At 62.3% G+C, this 17,450-nt stretch carries 19 protein-coding genes; 9 read left to right on the top strand and 10 right to left on the bottom strand.

Annotation, left to right across the window (positions count from 1 at the left end; genetic code table 11):
- The first annotated feature begins 199 nt into the window (after positions 1–199).
- Positions 200–514, top strand: a complete 315-nt coding sequence (locus EDD52_RS00630) for an ArsC/Spx/MgsR family protein (RefSeq protein ID WP_132241093.1) — start codon at positions 200–202, stop codon at positions 512–514.
- 21 nt (positions 515–535) lie between these two features.
- Positions 536–904 carry a hypothetical protein gene (locus tag EDD52_RS00625; RefSeq protein ID WP_132241092.1) on the top strand — a complete coding sequence of 123 codons (369 nt, stop codon included), beginning with the start codon at positions 536–538 and terminating at the stop codon, positions 902–904.
- Here EDD52_RS00625 and EDD52_RS00620 read toward each other — a convergent pair.
- The 5 genes from EDD52_RS00620 to thrS all read right to left on the bottom strand — a co-directional run bounded on the left by EDD52_RS00620 (position 901) and on the right by thrS (position 5,701).
- A complete protein-coding gene (locus tag EDD52_RS00620; protein WP_132241091.1) occupies positions 901–1,470 on the bottom strand; it encodes a DoxX family protein in 570 nt (189 codons plus the stop codon). The genes EDD52_RS00625 and EDD52_RS00620 overlap by 4 nt on opposite strands.
- The gene (locus EDD52_RS00615) at positions 1,467–2,216 is read right to left on the bottom strand and encodes an HvfC/BufC N-terminal domain-containing protein (RefSeq protein WP_132241090.1); all 750 of its coding nucleotides are present in this window, start codon (positions 2,214–2,216) and stop codon (positions 1,467–1,469) included. The genes EDD52_RS00620 and EDD52_RS00615 overlap by 4 nt, the downstream gene beginning before the upstream one ends.
- Positions 2,213–3,064, bottom strand: coding sequence for an MNIO family bufferin maturase (gene bufB / locus EDD52_RS00610; protein WP_132241089.1), 852 nt, complete (start codon positions 3,062–3,064; stop codon positions 2,213–2,215). Before bufB ends, EDD52_RS00615 begins: the two co-directional genes overlap by 4 nt.
- 123 nt (positions 3,065–3,187) lie before the next feature.
- On the bottom strand, positions 3,188–3,493 hold the full coding sequence (locus EDD52_RS00605) for a BufA1 family periplasmic bufferin-type metallophore (RefSeq protein ID WP_132241088.1): 306 nt from the start codon (positions 3,491–3,493) through the stop codon (positions 3,188–3,190).
- A gap of 228 nt (positions 3,494–3,721) precedes the next feature.
- Positions 3,722–5,701, bottom strand: coding sequence for a threonine--tRNA ligase (gene thrS / locus EDD52_RS00600; RefSeq protein WP_132241087.1), 1,980 nt, complete (start codon positions 5,699–5,701; stop codon positions 3,722–3,724).
- A 130-nt stretch (positions 5,702–5,831) separates the two neighbouring features.
- Here thrS and EDD52_RS00595 point away from each other — a divergent pair, with 130 nt between their 5' ends.
- The 5 genes from EDD52_RS00595 (at position 5,832) to EDD52_RS00575 (ending at position 9,700) form a co-directional block, all read left to right on the top strand.
- Entirely contained in the window at positions 5,832–7,085 is a 1,254-nt protein-coding gene (locus EDD52_RS00595; RefSeq protein ID WP_132241086.1) for an MFS transporter, read from the top strand.
- Between the two features lie 72 nt (positions 7,086–7,157).
- On the top strand, positions 7,158–7,907 hold the full coding sequence (locus EDD52_RS00590; protein WP_243651796.1) for an alpha/beta hydrolase: 750 nt from the start codon (positions 7,158–7,160) through the stop codon (positions 7,905–7,907).
- A gap of 75 nt (positions 7,908–7,982) precedes the next feature.
- The gene (locus EDD52_RS00585) at positions 7,983–8,408 is read left to right on the top strand and encodes a VOC family protein (RefSeq protein WP_132241084.1); all 426 of its coding nucleotides are present in this window, start codon (positions 7,983–7,985) and stop codon (positions 8,406–8,408) included.
- A 45-nt stretch (positions 8,409–8,453) separates the two neighbouring features.
- Positions 8,454–9,068: a hypothetical protein gene (locus tag EDD52_RS00580; RefSeq protein ID WP_132241972.1), complete on the top strand. Its 615-nt coding sequence runs from the start codon at positions 8,454–8,456 to the stop codon at positions 9,066–9,068.
- Complete coding sequence (locus tag EDD52_RS00575) at positions 9,065–9,700, top strand: class I SAM-dependent methyltransferase (RefSeq protein ID WP_207905948.1); 636 nt, start codon at positions 9,065–9,067, stop codon at positions 9,698–9,700. The genes EDD52_RS00580 and EDD52_RS00575 overlap by 4 nt, the downstream gene beginning before the upstream one ends.
- A 135-nt stretch (positions 9,701–9,835) precedes the next feature.
- Here EDD52_RS00575 and EDD52_RS00570 read toward each other — a convergent pair whose 3' ends face one another.
- From EDD52_RS00570 to cobS, 4 genes are all read right to left on the bottom strand, one after another.
- On the bottom strand, positions 9,836–10,180 hold the full coding sequence (locus tag EDD52_RS00570; RefSeq protein ID WP_132241083.1) for a DUF427 domain-containing protein: 345 nt from the start codon (positions 10,178–10,180) through the stop codon (positions 9,836–9,838).
- Between the two features lie 60 nt (positions 10,181–10,240).
- Positions 10,241–12,037 carry an aminopeptidase P family protein gene (locus EDD52_RS00565; protein WP_132241082.1) on the bottom strand — a complete coding sequence of 599 codons (1,797 nt, stop codon included), beginning with the start codon at positions 12,035–12,037 and terminating at the stop codon, positions 10,241–10,243.
- Positions 12,038–12,186: 149 nt separating this feature from the next.
- Positions 12,187–14,064 carry a cobaltochelatase subunit CobT gene (cobT, locus tag EDD52_RS00560; protein WP_132241081.1) on the bottom strand — a complete coding sequence of 626 codons (1,878 nt, stop codon included), beginning with the start codon at positions 14,062–14,064 and terminating at the stop codon, positions 12,187–12,189.
- A gap of 145 nt (positions 14,065–14,209) precedes the next feature.
- On the bottom strand, positions 14,210–15,196 hold the full coding sequence (gene cobS / locus EDD52_RS00555) for a cobaltochelatase subunit CobS (protein ID WP_132241080.1): 987 nt from the start codon (positions 15,194–15,196) through the stop codon (positions 14,210–14,212).
- Positions 15,197–15,344: 148 nt separating this feature from the next.
- On the opposite strand from cobS, the gene EDD52_RS00550 reads away from it, so the two are divergent.
- Together EDD52_RS00550 and EDD52_RS00545 are read left to right on the top strand one after the other, a co-directional pair.
- Positions 15,345–15,878, top strand: coding sequence for a sigma-70 family RNA polymerase sigma factor (locus tag EDD52_RS00550; protein ID WP_132241079.1), 534 nt, complete (start codon positions 15,345–15,347; stop codon positions 15,876–15,878).
- Entirely contained in the window at positions 15,875–16,561 is a 687-nt protein-coding gene (locus EDD52_RS00545; protein ID WP_132241078.1) for an anti-sigma factor, read from the top strand. The genes EDD52_RS00550 and EDD52_RS00545 overlap by 4 nt, the downstream gene beginning before the upstream one ends.
- A gap of 19 nt (positions 16,562–16,580) precedes the next feature.
- On the opposite strand, the gene EDD52_RS00540 is transcribed toward EDD52_RS00545, so the two are convergent.
- Positions 16,581–17,396, bottom strand: a complete 816-nt coding sequence (locus EDD52_RS00540) for a siderophore-interacting protein (protein ID WP_243651795.1) — start codon at positions 17,394–17,396, stop codon at positions 16,581–16,583.
- Between the last annotated feature and the right edge of the window lie 54 nt (positions 17,397–17,450).

Raw genomic sequence — 17,450 nt, 5'->3', positions numbered from 1 at the left:
AATCACCTTGGGGCCACTGTCCTGTGTCCATCGCCTTTCAGAACCTGGCTGTCGCCACGGGCGGCCGGGCGAACAGCTTTGACTGATCGTCGCATGTCACAAGTCGATTTTTGGCTCGGCACATCCGAAAATCAAGAGAAACAGGGTCGCAAAAGGCGCCATGGATGGCTATTTGGGCGGAAGTGACAAGGAAAGTGGCATGATCCTATACGGTCTGAAATCCTGCGATACGTGCAGAGCGGCACGCAAAGCATTGGAAAATATAGATTTCATCGATGTTCGCGACGATGGAGTCCCGTCAGAGGTTCTGGATGCAGCGTTGGCACAATTCGGCAAAGCTTTGCTCAATACCCGTTCGACAACATGGCGCGGGCTGGATGAGGCCGAGCGTGCGCGGCCCGAAAAGGCGCTGTTGCAAGACCACCCGACGCTGATGAAGCGCCCGCTGATCGTGGATGGCGACCGGATGTACCTGGGATGGGCCAAGGATGTGCAGGCCGCGCTGGCGGGCTGAGGTAATCAGGGAGACAGGTTCATGCGAAACGCGGCACTGACGCTGGGGATCATCGCCGGATTGATCGGCATGATCGTGGGGTTTTTCGGTTTTGGCTACACCGAGCTGGTACGAAAACACGCAGAGCTGGGCGACATGTTCGGCAATTTCAGCAATCCCGACGTGATTCGCGCGGTTTCGGTCCTGTCGCCGCTATTGGCGATTGCCGGCGGGGCGATGGTGCGGGCGCGGGCCCTTTGGGGCGGGGTGCTGCTCGCGATCTCGGCTGCGGGCATGTATTGGGGCTTTGGCTTCAACGTGTTCACCATGTTCCCCATCGCGTTTGCCGGGATCGGTGCGCTGCTGGCGCTGGCCGCGGGCAAGCCCGACGAACCCCGCGCGCATTTCTAGGCGCGGGCAGGTGACATCGGGCTAAGCCGGAAAAGCGCGCGGTCGACTGACAACAGCCCGGCGCCCTTGATCACCAGCACAACCAGCAGGAAAATCCAAAGCGCACGTTGATCGAGGATCAGGGCATCGGGGGCGCGGTCAAACCAGGCGCCCAGCGTCCCTTCATGCGCGATCCCGCCGTGGCCGTAGAGGTCGGTCAGGCTTTGGACAGTGACAAAACCGATCATGCCGAGCGCGGCAAGACGCGTGGCCAAGCCGACAACGATCAGCAGGGGCAGCAGGAACTCCGTCCATGTGCCTGCAACGACAACGGCCCAGTGAAACACGCCAAGATTGTCAGTGTTGTAGCTTGCCGCTTCGAATGCCTTTGGGAAGATCTGCGCATAGGCTCCGCTGGAGGGAAAGAGAAATCCCAGCAGCCCGTCGCCCAGCTTTGTCGTCGCCGATGCCCAGAAGTAGGGCACAAGGATCGCTGCGAACAGGAACCGTGCCAGCAGGGGCAACAGGCCGTCGAGCCTCTCGACCCGCTCGAAGATCTGGTTGTGAAGCGAAAGCAGCGTGTTCATGGCGTGTCCTCAAAATCTATACCGGTTATGGCGCGGTGGCCGAGCAATAGGCTCAGGACGGCGCCCACATCGAAATCTTCACCAGCCGCGGCCATTGCCGAGCCGAAACTGTCGCCCCGAATTAGGGCCTCAAGGAAATCTGCGCCGCCCATTGGCAGGACGTTGGGTTCGGGATCAAACTCCGCGCGCAGGATCACCGCCTCTTCGGGGCGGGCCTGCGGTTTCGGACTGCCCGGGCGCATGTTGAAGGCCCAGATCGACACCACGGGCCAGGCAGAGCGCAGGACCGCGACCGAGGGGGCAAGCCGCATCCGGCAGGCCATCAGAGCGTCATCGTCGAGGTCTTGCAAAATGGCTGGGTCGGCTTGTGTATGGTCGGCGGCGTGAAAACTGCGCCGCAAGGCAAGTTCCAGACGCGCGACATCGGGGAGGTAGCCCAGATGCGCGAGCGGCTTCACGGTTTCGAGAAATTCTGCGAAACCCGCCCCGTAGCGCATCATCAGGGGCGAAGACGGGGGCGAGGCGCGCAGAAACCGCGCGGCAACAGCGCGGAAATTTCCTGGACCGATCAGCTTGGCGATGGTCGGGAAACCGGTCTCCAGCGCCTCTGCAAGGCTGACGGCCACGTTGTTGCGGTAGACATCATAGCGGCGTCCGGCGGGGCGGCCCTGACCATCGGTCAGACCTCCGGGCGTAGGCTGACTGGCATCCAGAAGCGCTGTTCGAAATGTTGCCTGCCCGGTCATGCCGTCACTTTCGAAAGCGCGTCCTGCGCCCGCTTCGCCTCGGCCCGCAGGGTGGACCAGTCGGGGACATCGGTGTCCCACTCGATCAACAAAGGGCGCGGACCGGTGCGGGAAAGGGTTTCGTCCAGTAGCGCCCAGACCGGATCCACGACCGCGCGGCCATGGCTGTCGATCAATAGGGGCGCGCCGTGATCGTCCTCATCCTCGTCATGCCCGCCAAGGTGGATTTCCTTCACCACATCAAGCGGGTAGTCATCGATATAACCGACCGGTGAATAACCAAGATTGGTGGCGGAGACGAAGACGTTGTTCACGTCCAGCAACAGGCCACAGCCGGTGCGGCGGGCAATCTCGCGCAGGAAATCCGTCTCGCTCATCGTGCTTTCGGCAAAGGCGAGGTAGCTGGAGGGGTTTTCCAGCAGCATCTGCCGGCCCAGAACCTCTTGCACCTGATCGATATGGTCGGCCATGCGCGCCAGCGCTTTTTCGGTATAAGGCAGCGGCAGCAGGTCGTTCAGGAAGTGGCTGTCATGGGTGGACCATGCCAGATGTTCGGAAAAGCTTGCGGGGTTCAGCCACCCGACAAGGTGTTTCAGCCGGGCAAGGTGGTCCGGATCAAGCGGCCCTTCTCCGCCGATCGACAGACCGACACCGTGCACGGAGATCGGGAAACGCTCGGAAAGGTGGCGCAGCTGCGCCAGCGGGCGTCCGCCATCGCCCATGTAATTCTCGGCATGGATCTCCAGCCAGCCTACCGGCGCTGCATCCTCAAGAATGTCGCTGAAATGCTGGGGTTTGTAGCCGACGCCCGGTGCGGCGGGCAGGCCAGCGGGGGTCTGATCGAACATGGGGCGGCTCCTCCGGGGTGGCAATGTGGTCTGAACAGTTTGCCGCAAATCTGTGGATTTGTCTTGGGTGGGGGCGGGATCGCGCGAAATGGGGTGTGGCGCGACCCCGTCCCCGGGGTCAGCTTACGACATGGGCAGATCACGCTCGAGCGCTTCGAGCGACCCCATGCGCGCTGTGCCATCGGCCATTGCGGGCAGTTCCATTTCTTCACAGGTGCCGGCATCGACCAGCGTCCAGGCGTTGCCCTGGTAATCGACCTTCGAGGTGCCGGCGCAGGTGGTGCCCGGACCGGCCGCGCAGTCGTTTTCTCCTGCCAGCGAAACGCCGTAGCATTTCACCTGATCCTGAGCGGTGGCGGTCGTGGCATGGGCGGCAAAGGTTGCTGCAACGGCGCCAACGATGGCTGCGGTCTTCATGGATTTCGACATGGGTGTTCCTCTTCGGTTGCTAAAACTCGTAATCGCTACATTGCGATGAAATGAAGCTAACCGCCAAAGAGACCCTGTGGCTACTCACAGCGCTGTGCATCACGACCGCGTCAGCTGTTGCGAGAGCGCCGTTATGCTGCAGCTGCGGCAAGTCGTTGAAATGATTTGATATCAAAAAAGGGCGCCAGTAACATTCTGGCGCCCTTTCCATGTTCTCGTGATCGAATGTTACACAAGGTCCGGCGGCGTTGCCTCTTTTGCGAGCGCGTTCACGGCTTCCTCCAGAGATGTTACAGAGGTTTGCTTCTCGCCAAGGCGCCGGACCGTCACGGTGCGTTCTTCCACCTCGCGGTGTCCCACAGCCAGAATGACAGGCACCTTGCCGACGGAATGTTCGCGGACCTTGTAGTTGATCTTCTCGTTGCGAATGTCGGCCTCGGCTCGGACGCCTTGCGCCTGTAGCTGCGCCACGACCTCTTGCACGTAGTCATTCGCCTCGGACACGATCGAGGCGACGACCACCTGACGCGGGGCCAGCCAGAATGGCAGCTTGCCTGCGTGTTCTTCGATCAGGATGCCGATGAACCGTTCGAAACTGCCCAAGGTCGCGCGGTGAAGCATGAAGGGGCGGGATTTCTCGCCGCTTTGCGTGATGTAGCTGGCGTCGAGCCGTTCCGGCAGGTTCGGGTCCACCTGGAAGGTGCCGCATTGCCAGACCCGCCCGATGGCGTCAGTCAGGTAGAAGTCCAGCTTTGGCCCGTAGAAAGCCCCGTCGCCCGGTTCCAGCACGTAATCACGGCCCACGGCCTTGATCGCGTTTTCCAGCGCGTTCTCGACATAGTCCCAGCTTTCCTCGGTGCCGACACGCTTTTCAGGCCGCGTGGCAAAGCGGATCTCGAAATTTGGGAAGCCCAGCTCGCGGTAGATATCCGCAAGGAAGTCGATGAACCGCGCGCATTCCTCCTGGATCTGATCCTCGGTGCAGAAGATATGGGCGTCGTCCTGGGTAAACCCACGCACCCGCATGATGCCATGCAGCGCGCCCGAAGGTTCGAACCGCGCGCAGGACCCGAATTCTGCCAGCCGCAGCGGCAGGTCGCGATAGGATTTCAGGCCCTGATTGAACACCTGCACATGGCAGGGGCAGTTCATCGGCTTGAGCGCGTTGATCCGGGTCTGGGCCTTGTCCTTGGCCTGTGCATCATCATTCTCGCCGTCCCGGCTTTCGTCCACCTCGACCAGGAACATGTGGTGCTGGTACTTGTCCCAATGGCCCGACGCTTCCCATAGCTTGCGATCCACGACCTGGGGCGTGTTGATCTCGCGGTAGCCACCGGCGCGTTGCTTGCGGCGCATGTAGTCCTGAAGCTGGGTGTAGATCGTCCAGCCATTCGGGTGCCAGAAGACCTGACCGGGCGCCTCTTCCTGCATGTGGAACAGGTCCATCTCGCGGCCCAGCTTGCGGTGGTCGCGCTTTTCGGCTTCTTCGAGGAAATGAAGGTATTTGCGCAGGTCTTCCTTGTTCTGGAAGGCAACGCCGTAGATCCGTTGCAGCATCTGGCGCTTGCTGTCGCCGCGCCAATAGGCGCCCGCCACGCTCATCAGCTTGAACGCGTCCGCCGGGACCTGCCCGGTGTTTTGCAGATGCGGTCCGCGGCACAGATCCTGCCAGTGGCCGTGCCAATACATGCGCAGCGGCTCGTCGCCAGGAATGGCTTCGATCAGCTCGACCTTGTAGGGCTCGTTATTGGCTTCGTAGAATTTCACCGCACGGTCACGCTCCCAGATTTCGGTGGTGACGGGATCGCGCTTGTTGATGATTTCCTTCATCTTCTTTTCGATCTCGCCCAGATCTTCGGGGGTGAAGGGCTCTGCGCGGTCGAAATCGTAATACCAGCCATTGTCGATCACCGGACCGATGGTGACTTTGACATCCGGCCAAAGCTCTTGCACGGCGCGGGCCATGATATGGGCCAGATCGTGGCGCACCAGTTCCAACGCCTGCGGCGCATCGGCCATGGTGTGAATGGCGATGGCGGCATCGCGTTCGATGGGCCACTGAAGGTCCCAATGCGCCCCGTCGACGCTGGCGGAAATGGCTTTCTTGCCCAACGACTTGGAGATCGCGGCGGCCACCTCTGCAGGGGTTACACCACGCTCGAATTCGCGCGCATTGCCATCGGGGAAAGTAAGGGAAATCTGGCTCATTGGCCGGCTCCTCGTCAGTTTGGCGCCCACGGAACGCCCGGTTGCGGGTTATGTCTTGCGCGCTATGTGCCCATTGGCGCGGCACGTGTCAAGACGCGCGGGATGGCGAACCGGACGAAGAGGCAGGGATATGGCAGAGCAGAAAGTGGAAACGGTTTTCGAGGCCGTGACAGGCGCAGAGGCGGACATTTCTGCAAAAGAGGCCCGCAACGGGGTTCGCCACATGGCCTCGCTCAGCATGACGAAGATCGCTGACGGGCTGATCGATCCCAAGCTGGTGCTAAGCTGGCTGCTGAACGCCATCGGTGCGCCTGCTTACCTGACGGGCCTGCTGGTGCCGATCCGGGAGGCGGGGGCCTTGCTTCCGCAACTTGCCCTGGCCGGTTGGGTGCGCCGCATGAAGCACCGCAAATGGGCGTGGGTCGTGGGGTCGGTCGGGCAGGGGCTGGCGGCGGCGGGCATCGCACTGGCCGCCCTGACGCTGGAAGGTGTCGCGGCGGGGCTGGTCATCTGCGCGCTTCTGGCAGTGCTGGCCGTGTCGCGGGCCTGTGCCTCGGTCAGCTACAAGGACGTGCTGGGCAAGACCGTAGCCAAAACGCGGCGCGGGGCTGTGACGGGCGTGGCCGGGTCTGCCTCGGCCGCCGGGGTGGTGATCTTTGCGCTGCTGCTGATAAGCGGCTGGCTGCAAAGCGTCTCTGCGCTTGCGGTTGCGGTGGGGTTGGCAGCCTGCCTGTGGCTGGCGGCAGCGGCGCTGTTCGCCACGCTGCAAGAGGACGCGTCAGAGGATACGAATGCCCCCGCGCTTGATCTGTCGCCGCTGCGCGAGGATGCGCAGTTTCGCCGCTATATCCTTGTCCGAGGCGCCTTGGCCGCAACGGCACTGGCTCCGCCCTATCTGGTGTTGCTGAGCGGTGGCGACGGATCGGCTCTGGGCAAGCTGGGAGCCCTGGTCCTGGCCTCGGCTGCAGCGTCATTCGTCAGCTCTTACATCTGGGGCCGCTTGTCGGACCGGTCGTCGCGCTGGGTTCTGGCGCTGGCAGGTTTCGGCGGCGCGCTGGCCATCGCGGCTGCACCGGTCGCGGCATGGGTAGGGATCGCGCAGGCGCAATTCGTGATCCCGGCCATCCTGTTTGCCCTGATGCTCGCTTATCACGGCGTCAGGCAGGGGCGGTCGACCTATCTGGTCGACATGTCGCCCGAGGATCAGCGATCCACCTACGCAGCCCTTGCCAACACGGTGATCGGCACGCTGCTGTTGCTCACCGGCGCGCTTGGCGGCGGGCTGAGCCTGCTTGGCCCCGTTGCGGCACTTTGCGGCTTTGCGGTTCTTTCTGCTGTGGGAGGCGTGCTGGCGCTGGGGCTGCGCGAGGTGGAGGCAGACTGAAAACCGCGCATTATCGCGTTGAAGCCCGCCGCACCCCCCGGCATGATCCCACGAAAACCTCAAGGAGCGGACATGGAATTTCACGACACCGCCGCCGGGCGTCGCATTGCCTATGAATACACGCCCGGCACGGGCCCCACAGTGGTCTTTCTGGGCGGCTACAAATCCGACATGCAGGGCACCAAGGCCGTGCATCTGGAGGATTGGGCACAAGAGACTGGCCGTGCCTTTCTGCGGTTCGACTATTCCGGTCATGGCGATTCCGGCGGCAAATTCGAGGATGGCTGCATCGGCGACTGGGCCGAGGATGCGCAATCGGTGATCGAGGCCGTGACCGAAGGCCCCGTCCTGCTGGTAGGCTCTTCGATGGGCGGATGGATTGCCTTGCTGATGACGCAGCGGCTGGCAGATGTGGCCGGGTTGGTGACCATCGCTGGCGCGCCGGATTTCACCGAGGACGGTTTCTGGGCCGACTTTGACGCGGAACAGCGCAAGGCGATCATGCAGGACGGGCAGGTGGCGCTGCCGTCGGATTATGGCGACCCCTACATCGTGACGCGCCGCCTGATCGAGGACGGGCGCAAACATCTGGTCCTGCGCGACCCGCTGGAGCTGCCCTTCCCGGTGCGCCTTTTGCAGGGGACGGCCGACACCGCCGTGCATCCCGACCGGGCGCTGAAACTGCTGGATCACGCGGCCTCACCCGATATGCGGCTGGTGTTGGTGGATGGCGCCGATCACCGGTTTTCCGATGCCGACTGTCTGGCCCTGATCGAGTCGTCGGTCGAAGAGGTCCTTGCCCGCGCGGAAGTGCCGGACTGACGCAGCACAGGAAACGGGTTGCCGCGACGGGCTGCGCGGCGCAGGCTGGGCGCAGATCAGAGGGAGGATCGGCATATGGATCAACGCATCAGCCTTGTCACGCTTGGCGTCCGCGACATGGAGCGCGCGGCGGCCTTCTACGAGGCGCTTGGCTGGCAACGTGTCGACAGCCCCGACGGCGTGATCGCGTTTGACCTGCTGAGCCAGACGCTTGGCCTTTACGGGCTGGATGCGCTGGCCAAAGATATCGGCGTGCCTGCCCAGACGCTTGGCACCGGCGCGATGACATTGGCCCATAACCTGCCGGACCGCGAGGGCGTGGACGCGGTGATGGCCAGCGCCAGGGCGGCAGGCGCGAAGATTCTGAAACCGGCGGTCGAATCCTTCTGGGGCGGCTATCATGGCTATTTCGCCGATCCCGACGGTCATATCTGGGAGATCGCCCACAACCCGTTCTCGGCCCTGTCACCCGAGGGCGCCTTCCGCTGGAACGGGTACTGATCCCATGCCGGACGGCGGCAGATCCTGATGCGGCGGCCCGGCAGCATGTGGTCGTTGGAAACCTTCGGACGCACCCGGCTGTCGCGGCATTTCTACATGCGCGATTTCCTCTATTCGGAAATCAGCGGCTTTCACGGCATCCCGAACATTCCCGACAATCCCGATCTGGTGATCGAGACCGGGCGGGCGCTTTGCGAAACGCTGCTCGACCCGCTGACGGAAACCTTCGGGCGGATTGCCATACGCTCCGGATATCGCTCGGCCGCCTTGAACGCTTATGGCAATGAACACCGGCTGAACTGCGCCCGAAACGACAACCCGCTGGAATGCCACATTTGGGACCGGGGGGAGGGTGCCGCGCGGATTGCGGGCGCCTCCGTCGTGATCCCGTGGTTTGCCGACCGGTATGCCAAGGGTCGCGATTGGCGCGATCTGGCTTGGTGGATGCATGACCATCTGGATTATTCCGAGATCTGGTTTTTCCCGAAACTCTGCGCCTTCAACCTTGTCTGGCGGCCAGTGCGGCTGCGCCGGATCGACAGCTATATCGCCCCGCGTGGCACGCTGCTGAAGGCAGGTGACAACCCGGCCGAGCCGCTTGACGACCGCCGCAAACGTTATGCCGACTTTCCGCCATTCAAGGGGGTTGCCCTGCCATGAGCGACCGGAAACCCGACGCGGCAGAGATGGCCCGGCTGGCCCGATCGGTCCGCGCAACCTACGAGCGCCATGCCGAGGCGTGGGACAAGACCCGCAACCGTTCGCTGTTCGAACGGCGATGGCTGGAACGTACGGTTCAGCATGTGCCCCCCGGCGGGGCAGTGCTGGATCTGGGCTGCGGTACGGGCGAACCGATTGCTGCGTGGTTACTCGAGCGGGGCTTCAGCGTGACCGGTGTCGATTTCGCAGAGCCGATGCTACGGATCGCAAGCGCGCGGTTTCCCGGTGCAACATGGCGATTGGCGGATATGACGACATTGTCACTGGGACGGCAATTCGACGCTGTCATCGGGTGGGGCAGCTTCTTTCACCTGACGGAGCAGGCGCAGCGTGTCGCACTTCCGCGCATCGCCGGACACGTCGCCAAGGGCGGGCGTTTGTTGCTGACCGTGGGGCCGGGGGCGGGCGAGGCCACAGGCACGGTCGCCGGTGAGACGGTCTATCACGCCTCACTGGATGTGGCGGAATACACCAAGATCCTTGAGGCGGCCGGTCTGGAATGCGAGGATTTCGTGCCCGAAGATCCCGATTGCGCGGGTCACACATTGCTGCTGGCCCGGCGCAAGCCGTAAGGGCTGATCCAGAGCTCGCGGATCACTCACCCGCTGCTGCAAAAGCCGATGTGTGAAAAGAAAACCGCGCCAACCCCAAAATGCAGGGGGAGGCGCGGATTGTCATAAGGCGTCGCCGTTACGGGCGGGGCGGGATCAAAGCTGTTCCACCGCCAGATAATCGCCGACATAGAACCCAAGGTGGTCGCGGATCTCTTCGACGCCCTCTTTCGGGTTCTCATAAGACCAGACGGCGTTTTCCAACGTCTGGCTCTTGGTCACGATGGAGAAATAGCTCGCCTCCCCCATATGGGGGCTGGTGGTCTTGTGATCTGTTGGCTCAAGAAACGCCATCGCCAGGTCAGAGCGTGGGAAGTAGATCACCGGCGGGTAATCGCCCTCTTGCAGTTCCAGCGCGTTGTTGCTTTCTCCCAGAACGGCGCCGCCTGCGCGCACCACCCAGGTGCCTTCTGCCTTGCGTATCGTGATATGGCTTGCCATGTAATTATCCCTTTCCGTGGGCTCGGCGGAGGTTATGAGCCAGTTTGTAACAGTGCAATGTCAAAGAGGCGCCGTTGCGGCATCTAGCCACGGGCGCACTGCCGCACCGACAAGCGGCGCCAGTCTTTCGTTGCATTCGGCGTGATAGGTGTTCAGCCAGTCGCGCTCTGGCGTTGTCAACATGTCGGGCACGATCAGGCGGCGGTCAATCGGGACAAAAGTCAGTGTCTCGAAACACAGCATCTTGTCGACGGTGCCGCCCGCGATGGCTGGGGCCTCTTGCACCACAACCAGATTTTCGATGCGGATGCCATAGGCCCCTTCGCGGTAGAAACCGGGCTCATTGGACAGGATCATGCCCGGCTCCAGCGGGACAGTTCCGCTGCGCGACAGCCGCGCGGGGCCTTCATGCACGCTGAGATAGCTGCCGACGCCATGACCGGTGCCGTGGGCGTAATCCAGCCCCGCCTCCCACAATGCGACGCGGGCGAGCACATCCAGATCGCGCCCGGCCAGCCCTGCGGGCCAACGCACCCGGCTGAGTGCGATCATGCCCTTCAGAACGCGGGTAAAAGCCTCGCATTCCTCGCCCCCCGGCGCGCCAATCGCCATTGTCCGGGTGATGTCGGTGGTGCCGTCCTGATATTGCCCGCCGCTGTCGACCAGCAGCAACTGCCCATCCTCGACAGCGGCATTCGTCGCTTCGGTGACGCGGTAATGCACGATGGCGCCATGCGCCCCGGCGCCCGAGATCGTCTCGAAGCTGATGTCCCGCAGGGCGTTCGTGGCGCGGCGTTCGTTTTCCAGCTGTCGGACCACGTCAATCTCGGTCAGGGTGCCGGGCGCTTGCGCGTCGAGCCAGGCGAGGAAGCGCACCATCGCCACCCCGTCACGACGATGCGCCGCGCGCGCGCCCTCGATCTCGACACTGTTCTTGCAGGCCTTGGGCAGGATGCAGGGATCGGGCAGATCGCGGGTTTCGACTTTCGCGGCCGTCAGCGCATCGACGACTGCCAGCGGGGCTGTTGCGTGATCCACACCCACCGGCCCCTCGAGCACCGCCAGATCGAGGGCAAATCGCGACGGCGCGCGGATTTCGACGGAGCTTCCCAGCGTTTCGCCGACCTCGCCCAGTTTTTCGGGCGCCATATAGAGCACGACTTGGCCCTTTGCAGAGAGAACGGCAAAGCCTTGCGCAACCGGATTGCGGGCAATGTCGCTGCCGCGAATATTGAGCAGCCAGCAGATGCTGTCAGGCAGGGTCAGCACGGAGTTTGCGATCCCTTTACTCCGCAGACTCTTTGCGAGGCGGTCGATCTTTGCCTGATGGGCCTCGCCAGCAAAATCCATCGGTTGGGTAATGACGGGCGCCATCGGCGGGCCAGGCTGGTCCTGCCAGATCCTGTCCACAAGGTTTGCGCAGCGCAGGATTTCGATGCGGCTGCCTTCCAGCGCTTCTTCAAGGTCGCTGATTTGCGATGGCGTGTGCAGCCATGGGTCAAACCCGACGCGGCCCCCATGCGGCAACCTGATGCGCAGCCATTCGGCCAATGTCACCTCTGGCCATGGGATGGGCGTGTATGCATCGGCCACCTGCGCCTTGACCTGCACGCGGTAGCGCCCGTCGATGAAGACGCCCGCAGCATCCTTGAGCGCGGCACAGAACCCGGCAGAACCAGTGAAGCCCGTGAGCCAAGCCAGACGGTCATCTCGCGGGGCAACATATTCGCCCTGATGCACATCCGCGCGCGGTACCAGAAACCCGTCGAGCCCCTCTGCCTTGATCTGCGTACGCAAAGCGTCAAGCCGTTCCGGCCCCTTTTCGGGTTGCGCTGTTTCTTCGAACTGCTGGTACATCTGCCCCTCCGGTTCAGGCTGCGGAAATCTATCGTTCTGGAACACCAATCTCACGGTCAGACGCCGTGCCGCGCCAGAAGGCGCACCAATTACAAAGGATACAAATTCCCGGCAGCGATACCGCCGGGAACACAGTCACGCGGGCATTGTCAGCTTGCGCGTTTGATACCCAGCAGACGGGCACGGGCGCGAGGGTCGCTGTCGAAAAGCCCGGCCAGTTGTTCGGTCATCGCACCGGCCAGCTGTTCCACATCCGTGATCGTGACGGCGCGGTCATAGTAGCGCGTCACGTCATGGCCGATGCCGATGGCCAGCAATTCCACCTGGCGGCGCCGTTCCACCATCGCGATCACGTCGCGCAGGTGTTTTTCAAGGAAATTCGCGGGGTTGACGCTTAGCGTGCTGTCATCAACCGGGGCACCGTCCGAGATTACCATCAGGATCTTGCGAGCCTCGGGGCGTCCGACCATGCGCCGATGCGCCCATTCCAGCGCCTCGCCGTCGATGTTTTCCTTCAGCAGCCCTTCCTTCATCATCAGGCCAAGGTTGGCGCGGGCCCGACGCCAGGGCGCATCCGCCCGTTTGTAGATAATGTGGCGCAGATCGTTCAGACGACCGGGCTGTTGCTCGCGCCCCGATCCCAGCCATTTCTCGCGCGCCATCCCGCCCTTCCAGGCGCGGGTGGTAAAGCCAAGGATCTCGACCTTCACGTCACAGCGTTCCAGCGTGCGCGCCAAGACATCGGCACAGATCGCGGCGATGGAGATGGGCCGCCCCCGCATGGAACCGGAATTATCAAGCAGGAGCGTCACGACCGTGTCGCGGAACTCCATGTCCTTTTCGACCTTGAAGGACAGAGGCGTTGTCGGGCTGACGACAACACGGGCCAGCCGCCCGGCATCAAGGATGCCTTCTTCGAGGTCGAATTCCCAGCTACGGCTTTGCTGCGCCTGAAGGCGGCGTTGCAACTTGTTGGCCAGCCGCGAGACCGCGCCTTTCAATGGTTCCAGCTGCTGGTCGAGATAATCGCGCAGACGTTCCAGCTCTGCCGGTTCGGCGAGGTCTTCGGCGTTGATTTCCTCGTCGAATTCCGTGTCGTAAACGACATATTCCGGATCGGCCTCGGAGAACGGGGCAGGGGGCGGCGGCTCCAGCGGGGCCTCGCCTTCGGGCATCTCGGCCTCTTCGCCCAGTTCCTCGTCGGCCATCTCGTCCATCGAGACCTGGGCCTGACTTTGATCCTGCGTCTCGTCCTGGGACTGTTCTGGATTGGCTTCGGCCTCGTCTTCGTCCTGATCGTCCTGGCCGGTGGAATCGGGTTCCTGATCGTCGTCCGAGCCTTCTTCGGCATCGTCCTGCGCGTCTTCGTCCACCTCGTCCGGGTCCTCGCCCAGCTGATCGCCATAGCCGAGGTCTGAGATCACCTTGCGTGTCAGCTTGGCAAAGGCGCTCTGATCGGACAGAACCTCTTGCAGGTCGTCCAATGACCCGCCGGCCTGATCTTCGATGAAGCCGCGCCACAGCTCCATGACATTCTGCGCGCCCTCGGGCATATCGCGCCCTGTTGCCAGATGCCGTACGAGGTAACCTGCCGCCACGGACAAAGGCGCCTCGGAGGCTTCCTTGACCTGAGCATATCCCCGTTTGGCTGCATCCGCGCCGATCTTGGCGTCGATATTGCCTGCGGTACCGGGCATGTCGCGCGCGCCCATCGCCTCGCAACGGGCGGTTTCCATGGCTTCATAAAGCTCGCGCGCCATATCCCCCGGCGGGGCATAGCGCGCATGTGTGCCTGCGTCATTGTAGCGGCGATGCATGGCCAGCGCGTCGGCTGTCCCGCGTGCCAGAAGCACCTCTTCGCGCGTCATGCGGCGGCTGACCTGGGGCAGACGCATCGCATCACCCGACACGCCCGAAGGATCGACCGTATAGCTGACACTCAACTCGGGGTCATGCGCCATGACCTTCGTCGCCTCGGCCAGCGCCTTTTTGAACGGGTCGGCGGGGTTGTCGGAAGGTTTGCTCATGTCAATCCGCCTTTCAGTCGGGCGCACACGCGGGTGCGTTTGTCACGATGATAGGGCACGGCCGGACAGTTTGAAAACACGTTGCGGCCAGTCGGCACCGGTCTTTATGGCGGGCAGCCCGGATCGGAATGCCCGCCGGATGGGATCAGCCCAAGCTCACGCTGGCTGCTGATTCCGGCAGTTCTTCGTCAAAGCAGCGCTGGTAGAATTCTGCAACCGTCTGACGCTCAAGCTCGTCACACTTGTTGAGGAAGGACACACGGAACGCATAGCCGAGATTGCGGAAAATCTCTGCGTTCTGCGCCCATGCGATGACAGTCCGCGGGCTCATGACCGTGGAAAGATCCCCGTTCATGAACGCGGTCCGGGTCAGATCGGCGACGGTCACCATCTGGCGCACTGTCTTGCGGCCCTTCTCGGTGTTGTAATGCGGCGCCTTGGACAGAATGATCGAGGATTCCGCATCGATCGACAGGTAATTCAGCGTCGCAACCAGCGACCAACGGTCCATCTGGCCCTGGTTGATCTGCTGGGTGCCGTGATACAGACCGGTCGTATCGCCCAGACCAACGGTGTTTGAGGTCGCGAAGATGCGGAAATACTTGTGCGGGTTGATCACCTCGTTCTGGTCCAGCAGCGTCAGCTTGCCGTCGACTTCCAGAACACGCTGGATCACGAACATCACGTCGGCGCGGCCCGCATCATATTCGTCGAACACGATGGCCGTGGGGTTGCGCAGCGCCCAGGGCAGGATGCCTTCCTGGAATTGCGTGACCTGCTTGCCGTCGACCAGCTTGATCGCATCCTTGCCGATCAGGTCGATCCGGCTGATATGGCTGTCAAGGTTGACGCGCACGCAGGGCCAGTTCAGCCGGGCGGCAACCTGTTCGATATGGGTCGATTTGCCCGTGCCGTGATAGCCCTGGATCATCACCCGGCGGTTATGGGCAAAGCCTGCAAGGATGGCGAGCGTGGTGTCAGGATCGAACTTGTAGGTCGAATCGAGGTCCGGCACGCGGTCGGTCCGGTCGGCAAAGGCCTTTACGACCATGTTCGATTCGATGCCGAACACGTCCTGTACCGAGATTTCTTCGGTGGGCTTTGCATCGATATCAATCATGCCGTCCGCCATCTGTTGCGCTCCTTTAAATCCATCGCTCCATATTTTGCTGTGGTGCAACATATCCGGGGCAGGGGCAAGGGGAACAAATCCAACAGAGTTGCTGGTGCGAATGGAAAGCCTGTGTTCTTATCCCCAGGATCGAGGTTTTGTGAGGCGAATGACAGAACACGACGATATCGACGCGCTGCTGGTGCGGATCGCCAAGGGGGATCGCGCTGCCTTTGCCGCGCTGTATCACCGCACATCGGCGCGGCTTTTCGGGATCGTGCTGCGGGTGCTGCAAGACCGGGACGAGGCAGAGTTGGTCTTGCAGGAGGTCTATACCCGTATCTGGCACAAGGCCGGTTCCTATCACGTCAACGGGCTGGCGCCGATGACATGGCTTACAACGCTCAGCCGCAACCTTGCCCTTGACCATCGCAGGCGGCACCTGCACCGGCTGAACGTGTCGACGCATGACAATGGCCCGGCTGGCGACACGAACACTGCAAGCCCGGCGCCGCCTCGCCGCCCGCAGTTTCACGAATGCGTCGAACAGTTGCCTGAAGAAGGGGTGGAATTGCTTCGTAGTGTCTATTTGGATGGGAAGAATTATCATGACCTCGTGGCGGAGCTTGGCGTTGATATCTCGACGCTCAGGAGCTGGATGCGCGGCAGCCTGTTGAAGCTCAGGGAGTGTTTGTGCCGGTGACAGCTGCCCATTCAGCGCAGGGGGAAGACAATCCGCTGATTCACGCGGCCGAATATGTGCTTGGTCTGCTGGAGCCGCGCGCCGTCCGCGAGTTCGAAATGGAGATGGCCGAGAACCCAGACCTGCGGGATGAGGTGGTTTTCTGGACCGAACAATTTGCAGAGCTTCAGGTCGGCGCAGGAGACGTGCCGCCGCGGCCAGAGGTTTTCCGCGCCATAAAGAAACAGATTTTCGGCAGGGCTTTCGGGCTGTTCTCTCAGGTCGCCTCGTATGTCATCGGCGCCTGTGCGGCCTTGGCCTTGGTTTGGGTTGTGTTCGGAATGGGGCTGCTAGACCCGTATCTTTCCCCGCACCATAGGGCCGCGCTGACAAGTCCAGATGGTACGATGCGTTTTGAAGTGGTCTATGATGCGCGGCAGGGTGGTTTGCTCTTGCATCACGGCGGGGGCGGATTGCCAATTGGAACCGTTGCAGAGGTTTGGCTCCTCGTAGGTGACACCGCACCGGTTTCGCTGGGCCGGATGGGGCCGGGCGTAGAGACCCGGCTGCCCGTGGCAGAGGAGCTTGCGCCGCTGGTCCGCTTTGCAACACTCGCAATCTCCGCAGAGGCGGAAGACAGTGCGGCATCAGACGTGCCAACCGAGCCTTTCCTTGCGTCAGGGCGGCTCAGTCTCGGCCCATGAGGGGCCGGGCAGCTGCACGTCACGCTTCAATGCGCTTGATCGCCTGATGTTCGTCCTCCACAAGGCCGATTTTCCAATAGCCCGAGATATACGTGACCTGGCGCGGCAAGCCCTTTTCCTGATGCAGAAAACTGCGCAAGGAACGGATCACGCCGGATTCTCCCGCGATACAGGTCTGGACCTTGCCATCGGGCCAGTCGAGCCCACGGATGAAGGCTTCCTGCTGCGTCGAAGGTGAGTTTGGGTCGGGATGGACCAGCCAATGTACCGCGACGCCGTCCGGTGACCTGATATCCTGCTTGTCGTCTTCCGAGGTTACCTCGAAAACGGCGACGCCCCTGGCATCTCGCGGCATCGTCTCCAACGTCACGGCTGCAACCGGGATTGCCGAAGGATCGGCTGCCAGAAGATACCAGTCCGCGTCAAAGCGCTGGATTTTGGCGGGGCTGGGACCGGCGAAACCAAGGAAATCCCCGGGTTGCGCATGCGCCGCCCAGCGTGACGCTGGACCGTTATCGCCATGTGCGACAAAGTCGATGTCGATTTCGCGCATATCTGGGCGATGATGGCGCACTGTATAGGTGCGCCGGGCGGGGCGGGGACCATTGCGCAGACGTTCGGCGAAACTCTTCCGCACCTCCCCCGGATCTGGCAGCATGAGCTTGCAGTTGCCGCCTTCGCGGCCTTCCGGGAAGCCATCCAGTTCCGGCCCGGCGAAGGTGACGCGGATCATGTTGGGTGTCAGCCTCCATGCGCGCTTTACCGTCAGGATGCGCGGTTCCGGTCGTGCAGGCCGTATGCTTTCAACGGAGGGTGTGGGGGCCAGGTTAACCAATTTGCGTCTCCGATATCCAATTCTGATTATTATAGTCAGAAATAGACCAATTCG

The sequence above is a fragment of the Primorskyibacter sedentarius genome, from assembly GCF_004342065.1.
In the GTDB taxonomy this organism is placed as follows: domain Bacteria; phylum Pseudomonadota; class Alphaproteobacteria; order Rhodobacterales; family Rhodobacteraceae; genus Primorskyibacter; species Primorskyibacter sedentarius.
Note: the sequence above shows the minus strand (reverse complement) of the source record. Positions and strands in the feature narration are given on the sequence as shown.